The 14,073-nt window shown below is 54.1% G+C and carries 16 protein-coding genes; 2 read left to right on the top strand and 14 right to left on the bottom strand.

Going from position 1 to position 14,073, the window contains the following annotated elements; all coding sequences use genetic code 11:
- The first annotated feature begins 39 nt into the window (after positions 1 to 39).
- Positions 40 to 1,236 (top strand): flagellar hook-associated protein FlgL, encoded by a 1,197-nt coding sequence (flgL, locus tag AAFH99_RS14820; protein ID WP_043318877.1) that lies wholly within the window; start codon positions 40 to 42, stop codon positions 1,234 to 1,236.
- Between the two features lie 58 nt (positions 1,237 to 1,294).
- Here flgL and fliR read toward each other — a convergent pair whose 3' ends face one another.
- From fliR to fliF, 13 genes are all read right to left on the bottom strand, one after another.
- The gene (fliR, locus tag AAFH99_RS14815; protein ID WP_406828094.1) at positions 1,295 to 2,077 is read right to left on the bottom strand and encodes a flagellar biosynthetic protein FliR; all 783 of its coding nucleotides are present in this window, start codon (positions 2,075 to 2,077) and stop codon (positions 1,295 to 1,297) included.
- 13 nt (positions 2,078 to 2,090) lie between these two features.
- Positions 2,091 to 2,342, bottom strand: a complete 252-nt coding sequence (fliQ, locus tag AAFH99_RS14810) for a flagellar biosynthesis protein FliQ (protein ID WP_369797829.1) — start codon at positions 2,340 to 2,342, stop codon at positions 2,091 to 2,093.
- Positions 2,343 to 2,356: 14 nt separating this feature from the next.
- The gene (gene fliP, locus AAFH99_RS14805) at positions 2,357 to 3,133 is read right to left on the bottom strand and encodes a flagellar type III secretion system pore protein FliP (protein WP_406828093.1); all 777 of its coding nucleotides are present in this window, start codon (positions 3,131 to 3,133) and stop codon (positions 2,357 to 2,359) included.
- Positions 3,130 to 3,519, bottom strand: a complete 390-nt coding sequence (fliO, locus tag AAFH99_RS14800) for a flagellar biosynthetic protein FliO (RefSeq protein ID WP_051687124.1) — start codon at positions 3,517 to 3,519, stop codon at positions 3,130 to 3,132. Before fliO ends, fliP begins: the two co-directional genes overlap by 4 nt.
- 5 nt (positions 3,520 to 3,524) lie before the next feature.
- Positions 3,525 to 3,992 carry a flagellar motor switch protein FliN gene (gene fliN, locus AAFH99_RS14795; RefSeq protein WP_043318873.1) on the bottom strand — a complete coding sequence of 156 codons (468 nt, stop codon included), beginning with the start codon at positions 3,990 to 3,992 and terminating at the stop codon, positions 3,525 to 3,527.
- Positions 3,989 to 5,038: a flagellar motor switch protein FliM gene (fliM, locus tag AAFH99_RS14790; RefSeq protein ID WP_043318872.1), complete on the bottom strand. Its 1,050-nt coding sequence runs from the start codon at positions 5,036 to 5,038 to the stop codon at positions 3,989 to 3,991. Before fliM ends, fliN begins: the two co-directional genes overlap by 4 nt.
- Before the next feature lie 11 nt (positions 5,039 to 5,049).
- Entirely contained in the window at positions 5,050 to 5,535 is a 486-nt protein-coding gene (gene fliL / locus AAFH99_RS14785) for a flagellar basal body-associated protein FliL (protein WP_043318870.1), read from the bottom strand.
- Positions 5,536 to 5,762: 227 nt separating this feature from the next.
- Positions 5,763 to 6,767, bottom strand: a complete 1,005-nt coding sequence (locus tag AAFH99_RS14780) for a flagellar hook-length control protein FliK (RefSeq protein WP_406828092.1) — start codon at positions 6,765 to 6,767, stop codon at positions 5,763 to 5,765.
- A 235-nt stretch (positions 6,768 to 7,002) separates the two neighbouring features.
- The gene (gene fliJ, locus AAFH99_RS14775; RefSeq protein WP_406828091.1) at positions 7,003 to 7,467 is read right to left on the bottom strand and encodes a flagellar export protein FliJ; all 465 of its coding nucleotides are present in this window, start codon (positions 7,465 to 7,467) and stop codon (positions 7,003 to 7,005) included.
- Positions 7,464 to 8,858, bottom strand: a complete 1,395-nt coding sequence (fliI, locus tag AAFH99_RS14770; protein ID WP_406828090.1) for a flagellar protein export ATPase FliI — start codon at positions 8,856 to 8,858, stop codon at positions 7,464 to 7,466. Before fliI ends, fliJ begins: the two co-directional genes overlap by 4 nt.
- The gene (locus tag AAFH99_RS14765; RefSeq protein WP_043318863.1) at positions 8,855 to 9,526 is read right to left on the bottom strand and encodes a flagellar assembly protein FliH; all 672 of its coding nucleotides are present in this window, start codon (positions 9,524 to 9,526) and stop codon (positions 8,855 to 8,857) included. The genes fliI and AAFH99_RS14765 overlap by 4 nt, the downstream gene beginning before the upstream one ends.
- A complete protein-coding gene (fliG, locus tag AAFH99_RS14760; protein ID WP_051687122.1) occupies positions 9,519 to 10,553 on the bottom strand; it encodes a flagellar motor switch protein FliG in 1,035 nt (344 codons plus the stop codon). The genes AAFH99_RS14765 and fliG overlap by 8 nt, the downstream gene beginning before the upstream one ends.
- On the bottom strand, positions 10,546 to 12,273 hold the full coding sequence (fliF, locus tag AAFH99_RS14755; protein ID WP_043318861.1) for a flagellar basal-body MS-ring/collar protein FliF: 1,728 nt from the start codon (positions 12,271 to 12,273) through the stop codon (positions 10,546 to 10,548). Before fliF ends, fliG begins: the two co-directional genes overlap by 8 nt.
- A gap of 236 nt (positions 12,274 to 12,509) precedes the next feature.
- On the opposite strand from fliF, the gene fliE reads away from it, so the two are divergent.
- Positions 12,510 to 12,860 carry a flagellar hook-basal body complex protein FliE gene (fliE, locus tag AAFH99_RS14750; RefSeq protein ID WP_043318859.1) on the top strand — a complete coding sequence of 117 codons (351 nt, stop codon included), beginning with the start codon at positions 12,510 to 12,512 and terminating at the stop codon, positions 12,858 to 12,860.
- An 80-nt stretch (positions 12,861 to 12,940) separates the two neighbouring features.
- Here fliE and AAFH99_RS14745 read toward each other — a convergent pair whose 3' ends face one another.
- Positions 12,941 to 14,071: a FliC/FljB family flagellin gene (locus AAFH99_RS14745; protein ID WP_043318858.1), complete on the bottom strand. Its 1,131-nt coding sequence runs from the start codon at positions 14,069 to 14,071 to the stop codon at positions 12,941 to 12,943.
- Positions 14,072 to 14,073: the final 2 nt, after the last annotated feature.

The raw sequence follows: 14,073 nt of genomic DNA, 5'->3' as shown, positions 1-14,073 counted from the left end.
CAGTCCGGCGTGAAACGAGTAAATAGAGAGAAATAAATCATGCGTATCAGCACCCTTACCATTTACGAGCAAAGCATGAGTTCACTGAATCGTCAGCAGGGTAGTCTGATGCAGGTGAGTCAACAGATCGCATCTGGCCGTCGCGTGGTCAATCCTTCCGACGACCCTCAGGCTGCGTCTCAAGCCGTACAGGTTTCGCAGGCTCTGGCCATCACCAATCAGTATACCGATGCCAGGATAAGTGCACGGAATGCGTTGGCGCAGGAAGAAAGTGTGTTGAACAGTGTTAGTGATGCCATTGGCAGCGCCCGAACACTGATTCTGCAGGCTGCCAGCGATACTCTGAGCGATGCAGACCGTGCTTCGGTGGCCAGTGAATTGCGCGGTATCTATGAAACTGTGATTGGCCAGGCTAATGCCACTGATGGTAATGGACGCTATCTTTTTGGTGGTTACCAGGACAGCAGTGAACCGTTCGTGCGCGACGCGAATGGCAATGTCAGTTATGTTGGTGATAACAATAGCCGCGCAGTGAGAATTGACGCTTCGAGGCTGATGCCGGTAGCCGACAGTGGAGAAGATATTTTCCGCAGCGTTCACAGCGGAGCCGGCTATGTGATGGAGGCCGCAGATACCAACCAGGGCAGCGTCGTTTTCAAGGGACCACAAATAGTGGATGAAAGTGATCCCGCTTATGGTAGTGCCTTTGACATATCCTTTTCAGTGTCTGGTGGTGTAACCAGCTATTCGATCAATGGCGGTACGGCGCAGGCTTACGAGCCGGGCCAGGCAATACGATTCGGTGGGCTCTCTGTTACTCTTGATGGAATTCCAGCGGATGGTGACAGCCTGCACATGGATCGCGCGGAAAATATGAACACCGACCTGTTCCGGACTTTTGAAAAAGCACTCGCCGTGCTTGAGCAACCCTCCGTTACCGATAGGGAAATTGCGGCGCGAAAGAATACTCTTAGTAGCGTGCTGCGAGAATTCGATAATAGCCTGGATAACGTATTGACTACGCGCGCATCGGTCGGCGCGCGCATGAATGAACTGGATGTTGTTGATTCGGTCGCTGGAAATCGCAGTCTGAATTACGAAGAAAAACTCTCAGGCTTGGTGGATCTGGACTATGTTTCCGCGATTGCGGAGTACAGTCTGCGCCAGATTGGTTTGCAGGCGGCGCAGCAGGCGTTTATCGATATCAAGGGTATGAGTCTGTTCGACCGCATGTAACGGTAGTACTCTACTGTTCAGGACTTGGCGCTGAGGGCGGTAAACTGGCCTTCTGCACTCAGGAAGAAAATGTTGCGAGTAACTGCACAACCGTAGTTAGACCATTTTCAAACAGTAGCTGCAGAAAGCGCCCCAAGTCGGTCATCAACACCAGTAGCAATACCAAGCCCAGAGTGAGGGATACGGGAAACCCGATCGAGAATACCGTGAGCTGTGGTGCGGATCGATTGAGAATCCCGAGAGACAGATTGACGATCAACAAGGCGGCTACCATGGGTAACGCCAGCATTAGTCCAGAGGAAAAAATTGTACCGCCATAACGAGCGAGCATTTCGAAGCCCGCGGGGTTAAGCCCGCTGTATCCGATTGGAAGTGTCCGAAAACTTACCGCCAGTGTATCTATTACGATCAGATGACCATCCACCGCCAAAAAAACCATCATGGCGATCAGGTGCAGAAAACGTGACAGCACCATGGTATTGACTCCGTCTGGGGTAACAAAGGTGGCAAATGCGAGCCCCATCTGAAGACCAATAAAATCTCCTGCCGCTTGAACCACAGCAAACATTACTCGTAAAACCAGCCCGATGGCCGCCCCGATCAACGTCTGTTCAATCATGATTCCGAGCCCAACCCAGGACCATACTGGTACCGAGGGTAGTGTGGGAAGGGTGGGTGAAATAGCGAAAGTGATAAGTACTGCGAGGCCAATTTTGACCCGCGCGGGCGCGCTCTGATGACCTAGTAGCGGCGCCGTCATAAAGAAACCTGACAGACGCACAAACGGCCAGAGAAATGCGATCAACCAGGCATGTAATTGCGCGTAAGTAATATCAATCACGAATATGCCGAATTCAGGAGACCAGCAGGGGGATATTCTGGAACAGTGTGCGTGTGTAATCGACAATCAATGCCAGAAGCGCCGGACCGGTAATCACGAGAACAGCAAATACTGCGAGAATTTTCGGAATAAATGAGAGTGTCATTTCATTGATCTGGGTCGCGGCCTGAAACAGGCTGACCAGCAACCCTACTAATAGCGCGGTGATCAGCATGGGTGCGCCGAGGGACAGGGCTACCAGCATTGCCTGATAGGCGAGGTTCATTACGGTTTCTGCAGTCATGGGAAAAAGCTCTGTGCGAGAGATCCGATCAATAGTTGCCAGCCATCGACTAGAACAAAAAGCATCAATTTGAACGGCAGGGAAATAGTGGCGGGAGGGACCATCATCATACCCAACGCCATAAGCACGCTGGCCACAACAAGATCGATAATCAGAAAGGGAATGAAAATCGTAAAGCCGATCTGAAATGCCGTTTTCAGCTCACTAGTGACAAATGCTGGTAGCAACACACGCAGTGGCACTGCTTCCGGCCCCTGCAGCGGACCCACATCGGCCAGGCGGACAAACAATGCGATATCCGGCTCGCGGGTCTGTGCCAGCATGAACTGTTTCATCGGCTCGCTGCCACGATGCAGAAATTCCTCAAATTGGATCTCGTCTCGTGTGAGTGGCTGCCATGCCTCCTTGTACACTTTGTCTAATACTGGCGACATGACAAAAAAGGTCAGGAACAGAGTGATCCCTAGGATCACCTGATTGGGGGGCGCAGCCTGTGTGCCCATTGCCGTACGCAGAAGTCCCAACACAATAATGATACGGGTGAAGCAGGTCATCATCAGAAGAATTGCGGGCAGAAACGCCAGGCTGGTGAGTAGCAATAGGGTCTGAAGTTTGATCGACCACTGCTGGCCACCTCCCGCGGTTGGCTGACTGATAAGACCGGTGATATCCGCACCTTGTGCCAAGCTGCCGGAAGACCAAACGCCAATAAATAGGAGTAGCAGCGTTTTTGTCCGCGGAAAACCTTCTTGAATCGCATTGGCTATTTTCACGAGCCTTGTCCTCGGCCACGCAGGTTTTTTGTTAAAGCGTGCGCGAAGCGCTCAGCAAAACTATCGGGACTTTTTTTCGGGGTATTAACCTGAGGTGATGAGGGTGTAGCCTCGAGTGTATGCAAGCAGCTGACCTGCCCACCGCCAACGCCAAGCACCAGCCACTGGTTTTCGACCCGCAGAACTACGACCTTTTCCCGTGTACCCAGTGCCTTAGTGGCTACAATATCCATCTGAGGTCCATTGTGGGTACTGGCAAGTCCAGGTGCGAGGCGACGAGTCAGCCAGGCACACAACAGAATAAAGGCAATAAGCGCAATCAGAACTCCGGCTACCTTGCCCAGCACAGCCAGTCCAATGACCGATTCGCTGCTTGCAGAATTCACTCCGTTCACCGGTTCAGCTTGTGAATACGTTCTTGGGGAGTAACAATTTCAGTAATCCGAATACCGTACTTCTCTTCAATAACGACCACTTCGCCCTGTGCAACCAGATAGCCATTGATCAGGATATCCATGGGTTCACCAGCGAGTCCGTCCAGCTCAATTACAGAGCCCTGGGCCAGTTCGAGTAGTTGTTTGATAGTGATACGGGTGCGCCCCAGCTCGACACTCAGTTTCACCGGAATGTCCATCACCATCTCGAGATCTCGCGCAGCACCTCCCGCACTGTTATTTTCCAGTGGCTTGAATACCTGATCAGCAGCACTACGCGCGCCGCTTTCAGAATTCTCCTGCTCCGATAGCGCTTCTGACCACGCATCTTCAGCGCCGTCTGTCAGTTGCTCTGCCATCGCTGCCGCCCAGTTATCGGGTTCCTGTGCTGTGTTTTTTGGTTCCGCTTGATCACTGTCGCTCATGCTTCGGATTCCTCACGTTGCGGGGCCAAGCCCGCGTTAAAATTACTGATCAGGGATGTTGGCCGTGATGGGCTGCGTTCGATGACTTTATTCACGCGCAGGGCACTCAGGCCATTGCGGCTGCCGTACTCGCATTCCAATACCGGTACGCCGTCCACCCGCGCAGTTACACTGGTTGGTAGGTCGATGGGCAATATGTCGCCCGGTTGTAGTGCCAGTACTTTTCCGATACGACTGGGAATGTTTGCGAACTCGGCGACCAGCTCGACCTCAGACTGTCGGATTTCCCCTGCCATACGCCGATTCCAGGTCTGATCTCCCGGGTCGCGCCCGTCAACTACCGGGTTGGCTAGAAGATCGCGCAAAGGCTCTATCATGGAATAGGGCATACAAATCTGAAATCGCTCCGAAAGATTCCCCACTTCCAGATGAAAATTGGTGTTGACGATGATTTCGTTCGGCGAGTTGGTAATATTGGCGAAACGTGCCTGAAGTTCCGAGCGCAGATAACTTATCTGCAACGGATAAACCGACCGCCATGAATCCTGGTAGGCATTGATTGCAAGGTCGAGCACTCGCTGGATTACACGTTGCTCTGTATTGGTAAATTCCCTACCTTCGGAGCGGGTAACAAAACGACCGTCCCCGCCGAATAGACTGTCCACTACCATAAAGACCATTGCTGGGGGGAACACCATAAGGCCGGTGCCCCGCAGTGGCTTCATTGCAATCAGGTTGAGGTTGGTGGGCACCGGAAGGTTGCGTGCAAAATCCTTAAAACTCTGGTAGCGCACTGACTCAACGGTAATGTCCGCAGAGCGGCGAATCAGATTGAACAGACTCACGCGAAAATTCCGTGCAAACCGCTCATTAATAACATCGATACTGTGAAGCCGCTCGCGGATAACACGTTGCTGGGATGCCGGGTCGTATGGGCGCATCTGCGGGCCGTCGGCGCTGCTGATAGTGCTATCACCGCTATCGCCATCACCACCATGCAGCAACGCATCAATTTCTTCCTGGGAAAGGAGATCATCCTGGGACATATGAATACTGCCTATTGCACGATGAACTCGGTAAAAAGAACATCATCGATGAGTAGTGCCGGTTGCTTTTTACTCATTGGTTCTGAGAGGGTGTTGAGGATTCCTTGCACCAGGTTTTGCTTACCTTCCAGCGTCGCGAGCCCCGCCGGTGACTGAGACGAATGCAAGATCAGTAGCCGGCTACGTACCTGAGGCATGTGCTCCAGAAGGAAATCTCGGGTTTCGTTGTTTCCAACCTGCAATGAAAGCCCAACGTAGAGGAGACGATTGGCCATCTGATCACCCTGAAGGTTCACGGTAAAGGGGTCTATTCGTACAAAAATCGGATTGTCTGAGCGATTCGGAGACTCTTCCTGAACTACGGCTGTAGACGTCGCGTGGCCTTCATCGCGTAGTAACAGGTAGAGGTTGAGCCCTACCAAGATGCTAATCAGTAAAACCCCAATCGTAGCCAGCCAGACCAGGCCGCGAGGTTGTCCAGAAGTGTCTTCAGTCATACTGATGTGCCTTATTAAACATAGCCCTGCTGGGTGAATGAGAAGCAACGTGTGGAAAACAGCACGCTCCCATTCTTGATATTTTGTTTATGGGATGCGGGGAGTATGCCGTCGTGGCACGCCATTGAAGGAAAGAAAAGGCCCAGGAATTGGGCCCATCTCAAGGTTTTGGCGTTACCAAAGTAGGTGGCACGGAAATCAGGTGGGAAGTCAGGGTTCTTGGTTGCTCAGGCGTAAAGGTCGATTCCACTCGCACGGGAGCCGAGAGCTGTGTGCACCACAGTCTGTTTTTCGTCATTGGATTTGTCGGCAGAACTGAATTCGTTGGGTATAGCGCTACTTTCACCCAGATCGCGGCCAGAATGCTGCTGTTGGGGCGTCTGCTGTTGTTGCTGGCCCACGGATGTCTCACCCAGGGCAACCCCTTGCTGCGCGAGTGTTTCCCGCAACTGCGGTATTGCCTGTTCCACGGCACTACGCACCGCAGCATTTGCTGTGAGGAACTGTGCTCGCACCCCCTGGTCATCCAGGTTCAGGCTGACAGTAAGGGAGCCCAGTTCACGTGGGTGAAGATGCAGATCTACCTGTTTGTCTCCCCGGTGTGCCATGGTCAGCAGATGTTGGCTGAATTCCTGGCCCCATACCTCTGATCCCAAAGGTGTTGTCAAAGCCAGCCCGGAGCCCGCAGCAGATCGGGCAATGGGCCCCGCAGAATCGGTAAATGTGGAAGTTACGATTGGTGAAGGGGTAGGTTGATGTGTAAGCGATTGAGAATTATGTCCGTCGCCCGTAAAGATTCGAGTAGTAAACGATTCAGGTGGTGAGGGCTTTCCGGTGACTGATTCCTGCAATGAATTCAGTTCCCCGTTGGCCGCTGGTTCGAGATTTGTACCCTGGGGCATGGCACGTGGGTGGTTGGCAATATCCGGAGTACCAAGACCCCGTACATTGTCCGGCGATGCTTCGGGCGTTGATGACAATGCGGTCTGCTGCTGGCCGTTGCCCATAGGTGGTGTTGAAGCCAGGATCGCTTGGGGCTTGTGCGTGTCTGTGGCCGCCGTATTTGACGGCACTAGGTTGGAGATGGTGGTCAGTGCCGAGGGCGCCAGGAGATCGGGATCGTCCTGCACTAACTCCTCAAGCTCCGTTTTCGGCAGCTGTTCGTTATCTTGCGCGGAAGTATGCCCGGCCAGTAGCGCGCGCAAGTTATCATGGCTCGATATCCCTTCCACAGCCGTTTCTATAACAGGCAGTTGGCCGGGTAGCATTGTGGATCGCGACGGGCTACCTGTTGCAGCCTGAATGGCGGATTTCAGGTTTTGTGCAAATGGCTTCTCACTCTTCGGAACTTCGCTAGTGCTGTTTCCGGGCGCGCCATGTGCCGGCCTGCTGCTTGTCGACTTGATGGGTGCCTTGGCAAGTAGTGCATTCATATCCATGAGCGGTAATTCCGAAGCGGTTATTTCGTTAAAATGGGTTCTTGGCATCGCCGCTTGCGCGGCGGGCGATCAAATTCTGAGTGATCTCATCGGTCTGTCGACGCTCACGGCGGGCATCCTGTTGTTGCTCCAGCTGCACGCGCCGGGTTCTCAGTGTGCTGAAAGATGTGAGCCTGCTTTGATGGTGGCGCCAGTGCTCGCTACTGGATTCGACCCTGTCCTGCTGTTGAATTTGCAGGCTTCTCGCCTGGGTAATGGCGTCATCGAGGGAGCTGATAAAGCGGTTATAGTCTGCAAGGGTCGACGCATTGATTCCCATAGCCATGGCCTGCTGAAGCCGTTCACAGTATTCACTGCGATATCGCTGTAGCGCCTCCAGTTGCCCGGTGGTTTGTTCGTGCGCATTGCGCTCTTCAGCCAGCACCCGCCCCGCGCTATCTCGCGCTTTGCGGCTTTGGTCGATCAGGATTTCGAGTGGCTCTGAGGAAGTCATTTTCTACCTCCTGGCTGAGATGTTGCCTGCAGCAGCCCATTCAGCGCAGCAGTCGAGGATGTAATATCGGCGCGTTCATTCATTCGTTGTTGCAAAAACTGTTCAATGTATGGGTACCGCTGTACCGCCTGATCCAACTCGGGATCGTGCCCTGGGCTGTAAGCGCCAACGCTGATCAGGTCGCGATTCCGCTGATAGCGGGAGAACAATTGCTTGAGTCGCTGGGCCGCACGTTGATGGTTGTCGTCAACGATGGCGCTCATAGCGCGACTGACGGATGCTTCTATGTCGATAGCCGGGTAATGCCCGGATTCAGCGAGACTTCGAGAAAGCACGATATGGCCGTCCAGAATTGCGCGGGCCGCATCTGCAATCGGATCCTGCTGGTCGTCCCCCTCAGCCAGAACCGTGTAGAAGGCTGTGATAGAGCCACCGTTCTCACCATTGCCTGCGCGCTCAACAAGGACTGGCAGCTGCGCAAATACCGAAGGCGGATAGCCTTTTGTAGCTGGTGGCTCCCCGATGGCGAGGGCGATTTCCCGTTGTGCCATGGCGTAGCGGGTGAGGGAGTCCATAATCAGTAGTACACTTTTTCCTTCGTCACGAAAGTGCTCCGCTATGCGTGTGGCATAGGCGGCGCCTTGTAATCTCTGGAGTGCAGATGTATCTGCGGGGGCAGCCACTACCGCCGCGCGGCGTCTTCCCTCGTCACCAAGAATATTGTCAATAAAATCCTTAACTTCTCGACCACGCTCACCAATCAGGCCCACAACAATTACATCTGCGCTGGTATAACGTGCCATCATCCCCAGCAGTACCGACTTGCCGACACCGGAGCCGGCAAAAAGACCAAGGCGCTGCCCGCGGCCGACACTCAGTAGACCGTTGATAGTCCGAACACCAACATCAATCTGTTCATGAATCGGTGTGCGGTTGAGTGGATTGAATGGTGTTGCTGAGAGTCCAGCACTCTCAGAAAAATCAAATTCCGGGCCGCTATCTAAGGGGCGGCCGCTACCATCTACCACTCGTCCGAGCAGCTGCTCGCCAAGAGGGAAGAGGCGGGCTCCAGTGCCACCCAGTGGGAAAACTCTCGCACCGGGTGTGAGTCCACTGATCTCTTCCAGTGGCATCAGGAAAAGCCGCTCGCCGTTGAAGCCAACCACCTGGGCTTCTGCATAAGCGGGCTGCGATGCACCAGATGGATCGAGCTCTATCGAACAGCCGCTTCCCAGAGGTATCTTCAGTCCGACCACTTCCAGAACCAGGCCCGTCGCGCGTACAACCTTTCCGCTGCTCCTGTAGCGTGGCGCCAGTTCTATGCATTGTGCTGTGGCGTTGAGGCTCCGCTGCCAGCGAAGAGTATGAGTGGATGAGGTAGGCGCGCTCACGGAGTTGTTCCAGAGTTCTGGCTTTGGCCCTGCGGAAGCAGCTGACTGCGCTTCAAAACTTCTTGCCAGCGGGTCTCACGGGTCGCATCTAGCTCGCCGCTTGAAGTTGTGACACGGCAGCCACCACGCGTTAGTCGTGGGTCCTGTTCCAGTCGCCAGCCCGCGCTGATCAATTCGTTGCCGAGGTCCGTCTGCACAAGAGGTAGGTCTTCCGGGTGTAACCAAAGGCGGGCCTGATCGCTGGTAACCGGCTCCTCACGTAATAGGGTACGTACCAGCCCACAGACCTGTTGTGGGTCGGCCTTCAATGCTTCGTCTGCGAGATGGCGCCCAACGAGCAGAGCGAGTTTCGAAATTTCTTCGGCGATTTCGCCATCAATAGAAGTCAGTGCATGGCTGAAATTTCGAGCGAGTTCCTCCAATGGAGCGAGAAGAATTTTGCGCTGCTGATCGGTCTCTGCAATGCCTTCTGCGCGGCCCTCACTGAGCCCCAACGCATAGCCGTCTGAATAGCCGGCTTCATAGCCCTGCTGATGGCCTTCCTCTCGGGCGCTAGTGCGCAACCCATCCAATTCTTTGGCCAAGGATTTTTGCATGCAGTCGCGTCGTTCGCGCTCTCCACTCAGGTCTTCCGGCTGCCATCGGCGCCATGTGACAGCCTCAGACATAAACCTCTTCTCCACCGCTTAATACAATCTCCCCATTATCTGCGAGACGGCGCACGATCTGCAGTATGGCTTTACGCTCGCGCTCCACCTGCGACATGCGCAGAGGGCCGCTGGCCTCAAGTTCTTCGCGAAGCAATGTGCCAGCGCGGCTCGACATATTGTGCAGGAACTTATCAAGAAGGCCTGGCTTACTGCCTTTGAGAGCAGTTACCAGCTGCTTGGTTTCCACTTCCTTCAAGACCAGCTGAATCGCGCGGTTGTCCAGATCGATAAGGTTTTCAAACAGGAACATTTCGTCGATGATCTTCTGGGCCAGATCTTCATTGTGTTCCCGTACACGTTCAATGACATTTTCTTCTGCGCTTGAATTCATCAGATTCAGAATCTCCGCGGCGGTGCGGGCACCGCCCATTTTCGCGCGCTTGAGATTCTGACCATCGAGCATACTGGTCAGTACTTCCGTGAGCTCTTGTAGTGCCGCGGGCTGTACGCCACTAAAGGTCGCGATGCGAAGTACCACATCCTCTCGCAGTTTGTCCTCAAAATATTCCAGTACTGAGGCGGCCTGGCGTCGCTCCAGGTGTACCAGAATAGTGGCAATAATCTGTGGATGTTCATCGCGGATCATTTCGGCAACACTATTCGCCTCCATGATGTTCAATGCGTCGATGCCAGAGTCCGCGTTGGTAATATCGAAAATATCCTCTAACAGACTGGAAGCGCGTTCGTTACCGAGCGCTTTGGTAAGCACCGCTCGGATACGCTCACTGGAGTAGAGATTCAATGCTCCGAATTCTTCAGATTCCGTATTGAAATCCTGAAGTACAGAGCGCATCTCATCATGGGAGACAGAGCGAAGGGAGGCCATTTCCTGGCTTATATCCTGCACTTCTCGTGCGCTCAAATGCTTGAATACTTCTGCCGCACAGTCTTCATCCAGCGCCAACAGCAAAATCGCGCTGCGGCGCATATTGGTCATGGACTTTTCTTTCTGAATGGCATTTTGTAGGTGAATATTACTAGTCATCCCGGTGTATCCAACTGCGTACAATCATTGCGACCATTGCGGGGTCATCTTTCGCCATACTCTGCAGGTCCATCAGGCTCTGCTCGTAAATGGAGGAGCGCCGTTTGCGGCGGGGTATGGGTTCGGGGATCTCTTCGTCTTCTTCAAATGTAACCCCTTCAGTCTGCGCCTGCGCCGGTTGAGTGACATTGCTCTTTGCAGGCACCGTATTGTTTTGCGGTGCTGGAATGGCGACGGGGGGCTTACTGAGTTGCAGATGCCGGTTCACCAAAGGTCGTACCAGCCAGCGGAAAACGAACAGAAGCGTCAGTCCAGCCAACAGGTACCGTGCCATGGTGAGAATCAGCTGCCGCCAGAAGGGGTCTTCATGCCACGGGCGCTCGGGCAGCACCTGTTGATCGGCAACGGTGAATGGAAGGTTTACCACTTCCAGCCCATCCCCCCGGGCCTCGGAATAGCCCATTGCCTGACGAATAAGCTGTTCGATATGTTGTAAGTCATCCGGACTTAGTGGCTGTTGATCAACGGAACCGTCTTCAGCTACCAATTCCTGATAGTTCACAACTACCGCGGCGCTCAGGCGTTCGACCCGCCCTCGTTGCCGCTGAATATGAGTGATGTCACGGTCAAGCTCATAGTTGACCAGGCTCTCCTCGCGAATGTGGCGTTGCACCTCAGATTGCTCGGTCCCTTCAGCTTGAGTTTCGTCGTTGGCCACGATTGGCGATGGGGCAGAGCCCGGGGGAGTATTTGTCAGGGCACCCGGAATGCCACCCATATCCAGCGGATTTCCATCAACATCGGAGTTGTGCTGCTTGCTGCGTACCGCCGCGGGGAGTCCGTCTTGATTGGGCGCATAGCGCTCGCTGGTTTCTTCGCGGCGGTCAAAATCTACTTGGGCGGTGACCTGGGCACGAACATTCTGGCTGCCCAGAAGTGGTTCAAGTATGCGTTCGATACGCTGCTGATAGCTTGCTTCGAGAGTATGAACATACTCGAGCTGGGTACCGTCAAGACTGGCTTCATCGGTTCCTGGGCGCGACAACAGGCGCCCATTCTGGTCCACCAGAGTGATGTTTTCTGCATTCAGGTCCGGCACACTGCTGGACACCAGGTGTACGATGGCGCTGGCCTGACCTTCGCCCAGCACGCGCCCCGGTGCCAGGGTCAAAATCACCGATGCCTTCGCCGGTTCACGCTCGCGAATGAACACTGACGGTTTAGCCATGGAAATATGCACGCGTGCACGAACTACCGGGCCCAGTGATTCAATGGAGCTCGCTAACTCACCCTGTAGACTGCGCTGGAAGTTGACCCGTTCGGCAAACTGGCTGATACCGAATGCCTGGCGGTCCATTATTTCAAAGCCTGCATTTCCTCCGCTGGGGAGTCCTTGTTCTGCCAGTTGCAGACGAAGCCGGTACACCTGGTCCTCCGGAACCATGAGTGTGCGTCCACCTGCACTGAATTCGTATGGTATCGAGCGGCTCTCCAGTTCGCTGATAATCCGGCCACCATCCTCCTCGCTAATATTGCTGAACAGGACCCGATACTGCGGAGCCTGCGACCACATGAGGATCGCGACCACCAGAGCAAACGCAGCAGAGCCGCCGACTAAAAGCATCAGCAGGGGATTTGCCAGTAGCCGCGATGGCAACTGGTTTAGCGTCTGTGCCGCCGTCCCTGCGCTGTGAGTTGAGGCATTTTGGGTGCTACTCATAGGGGCAGTGCGCCGCGGTGAGAAGAGGATCTGGTGAGCGTGAAGCAAGGCATTACTGCAAATTCTTCCTATTGTTTGAAGTCCGCCTGATGGGCGGGCCGGAACAGTGACATGATTATCAATAGCTCCGAAACGAACAATCGAAAGAAAAGGCCGGTTTTTTAACGCCATTTACCTGCTTGGATGCATACAGGGCGCTGTTACCTTTGCATTGCGAAATTTCAAGAGGCGTAGTCATGACCATACAAACCGCTAACCCGGAAATGTTGGGTTTGCTGAATCAGATGCGAGGACTGGCGAGTGAGGCTTCAGGGGCGCGTACCACCTTTGATCTTCCGATGGTGGGTACCGATCTGTCGTCGAGTAGTAGTTTTGGCACTGTATTGAAAGACAGTCTGGAGCGGATAAATACGCTGCAGACCGAAAGTGCAGCGAAAGCGCGGGCCTTTCAGTCTGGTGACCCGGGTGTAGCCTTGCATGAGGTAATGATTGCCGGGCAGAAGGCCAGCATTGGGTTTGAACTTGGTGTGCAGGTGCGCAACCGCTTACTGACCGCGTATAAAGACATTATGAATATGCAGGTGTAACAGCCTGCTTTTTTATTTAGACATAAAAAAGGCCCCTGAATAGGGGCCGAGAGGATGGGCCACTGGCCCGGGGTTGGTGCTTAGCCCAGCAGTGACAGAACACTCTGCGGCAGCTGATTTGCCTGCGACAAGACGGAAGTACCGGCCTGTTGCAGAATCTGCGCGCGGGTCATGTTGGAAACTTCATCTGCGTAGTCTGCGTCTTCGATACGGGAGCGCGCGGCGGACAGGTTGGTCTCGGTAGTACTCAGGTTGTTGATCGCAGATTCAAAGCGGTTCTGGATGGCACCCAGGTCGGAGCGCAGTGCGTCTACGTCGCTAAGGGCGGTGTCCAGAGCTGCCAACGGATTGGCGGTTGAGGTCAGCCCGGCTTCTGCATCGGTATCGTAAGCGTCTTTCGCAGTTGCCACTGCAGCAGCATCGGCGAAGTCAGTGATCTGACCAAATGTGGCGGACGTCGCATCAGTATCAATATCCGCTGCAGCGATTTTCGCCAGGGTGCCATCTGTATCTTCAATCGCGTACTGAGTAGTGCCGCCGGCGTCAGTATATGAGCGAAGCTTGAGTTCGGAAGCGTCGGTAGCTGCGAAGTTGGTGACATCAATACCGGAAAGGTCGATAGCCGCGGTGACTTCATTGCCATTAGCATCGGTACCGGACAGTTCCGTAATTTCGTCAGACAGTCCCGAAACAGTGAAGTTTTCCATTCCGAGAGTCTGTGCGTTGATTTCCTTGAGATCGATACTGATGGATTCGCCATCATTGGCGCCAACTTGAATGGTAAAGCTGCGGTCCTCGGAAAGAACCTTCACGCCGTTGAAGTTGGTCTCGGAGGATATACGATCAATTTCGGAGAGACGCTGATTGATTTCGTCTTGAATGGAGTCCAGGTCGCTCTGGGAGTTGGTATCGTTTTGCGCCTGTACCGTCAGTTCACGAATGCGCTGCAGGTTGTCGTTTACCTGGTTCAAAGCACCTTCGGCTGTCTGAGCAACAGAGATGCCGTCGTTGGCATTCCGCTGAGCCTGAGACAGGCCGGTGATCTGCGCACTCATACGGTTGGCGATGGCCTGACCGGCTGCATCGTCGGCGGCGCTGTTGATGCGCAGACCGGAGGACAAGCGCTCCATAGAGGTCTGCAGGGCGCTTTGAGATTTGCTCAGGTTCTGCTGGCCAATCATGGCCGTGATATTGGTGTTGATCACTGACATTG

It is taken from the genome of Microbulbifer sp. ARAS458-1, assembly GCF_045348205.1.
In the GTDB taxonomy this organism is placed as follows: domain Bacteria; phylum Pseudomonadota; class Gammaproteobacteria; order Pseudomonadales; family Cellvibrionaceae; genus Microbulbifer.
The sequence above is the reverse complement of the archived record's forward strand: the minus strand, read 5'-3'. Positions and strand labels throughout refer to the sequence as shown.

Excerpts from the sequence above, each read along its gene's own strand:
- fliG (WP_051687122.1), bottom strand. The coding sequence starts at position 10,553 with ATGACTAGTAATATTCACCTACAAAATGCCATTCAGAAAGAAAAGTCC.
- fliQ (WP_369797829.1), bottom strand. The coding sequence starts at position 2,342 with ATGAACCTCGCCTATCAGGCAATGCTGGTAGCCCTGTCCCTCGGCGCA.
- flgL (WP_043318877.1), top strand. The coding sequence starts at position 40 with ATGCGTATCAGCACCCTTACCATTTACGAGCAAAGCATGAGTTCACTG.
- fliF (WP_043318861.1), bottom strand. The coding sequence starts at position 12,273 with ATGAGTAGCACCCAAAATGCCTCAACTCACAGCGCAGGGACGGCGGCA.
- fliM (WP_043318872.1), bottom strand. The coding sequence starts at position 5,038 with ATGTCCCAGGATGATCTCCTTTCCCAGGAAGAAATTGATGCGTTGCTG.
- fliN (WP_043318873.1), bottom strand. The coding sequence starts at position 3,992 with ATGAGCGACAGTGATCAAGCGGAACCAAAAAACACAGCACAGGAACCC.
- AAFH99_RS14745 (WP_043318858.1), bottom strand. The coding sequence starts at position 14,071 with ATGTCAGTGATCAACACCAATATCACGGCCATGATTGGCCAGCAGAAC.
- fliL (WP_043318870.1), bottom strand. The coding sequence starts at position 5,535 with ATGACTGAAGACACTTCTGGACAACCTCGCGGCCTGGTCTGGCTGGCT.
- fliE (WP_043318859.1), top strand. The coding sequence starts at position 12,510 with ATGACCATACAAACCGCTAACCCGGAAATGTTGGGTTTGCTGAATCAG.
- AAFH99_RS14765 (WP_043318863.1), bottom strand. The coding sequence starts at position 9,526 with ATGTCTGAGGCTGTCACATGGCGCCGATGGCAGCCGGAAGACCTGAGT.
- fliJ (WP_406828091.1), bottom strand. The coding sequence starts at position 7,467 with ATGACTTCCTCAGAGCCACTCGAAATCCTGATCGACCAAAGCCGCAAA.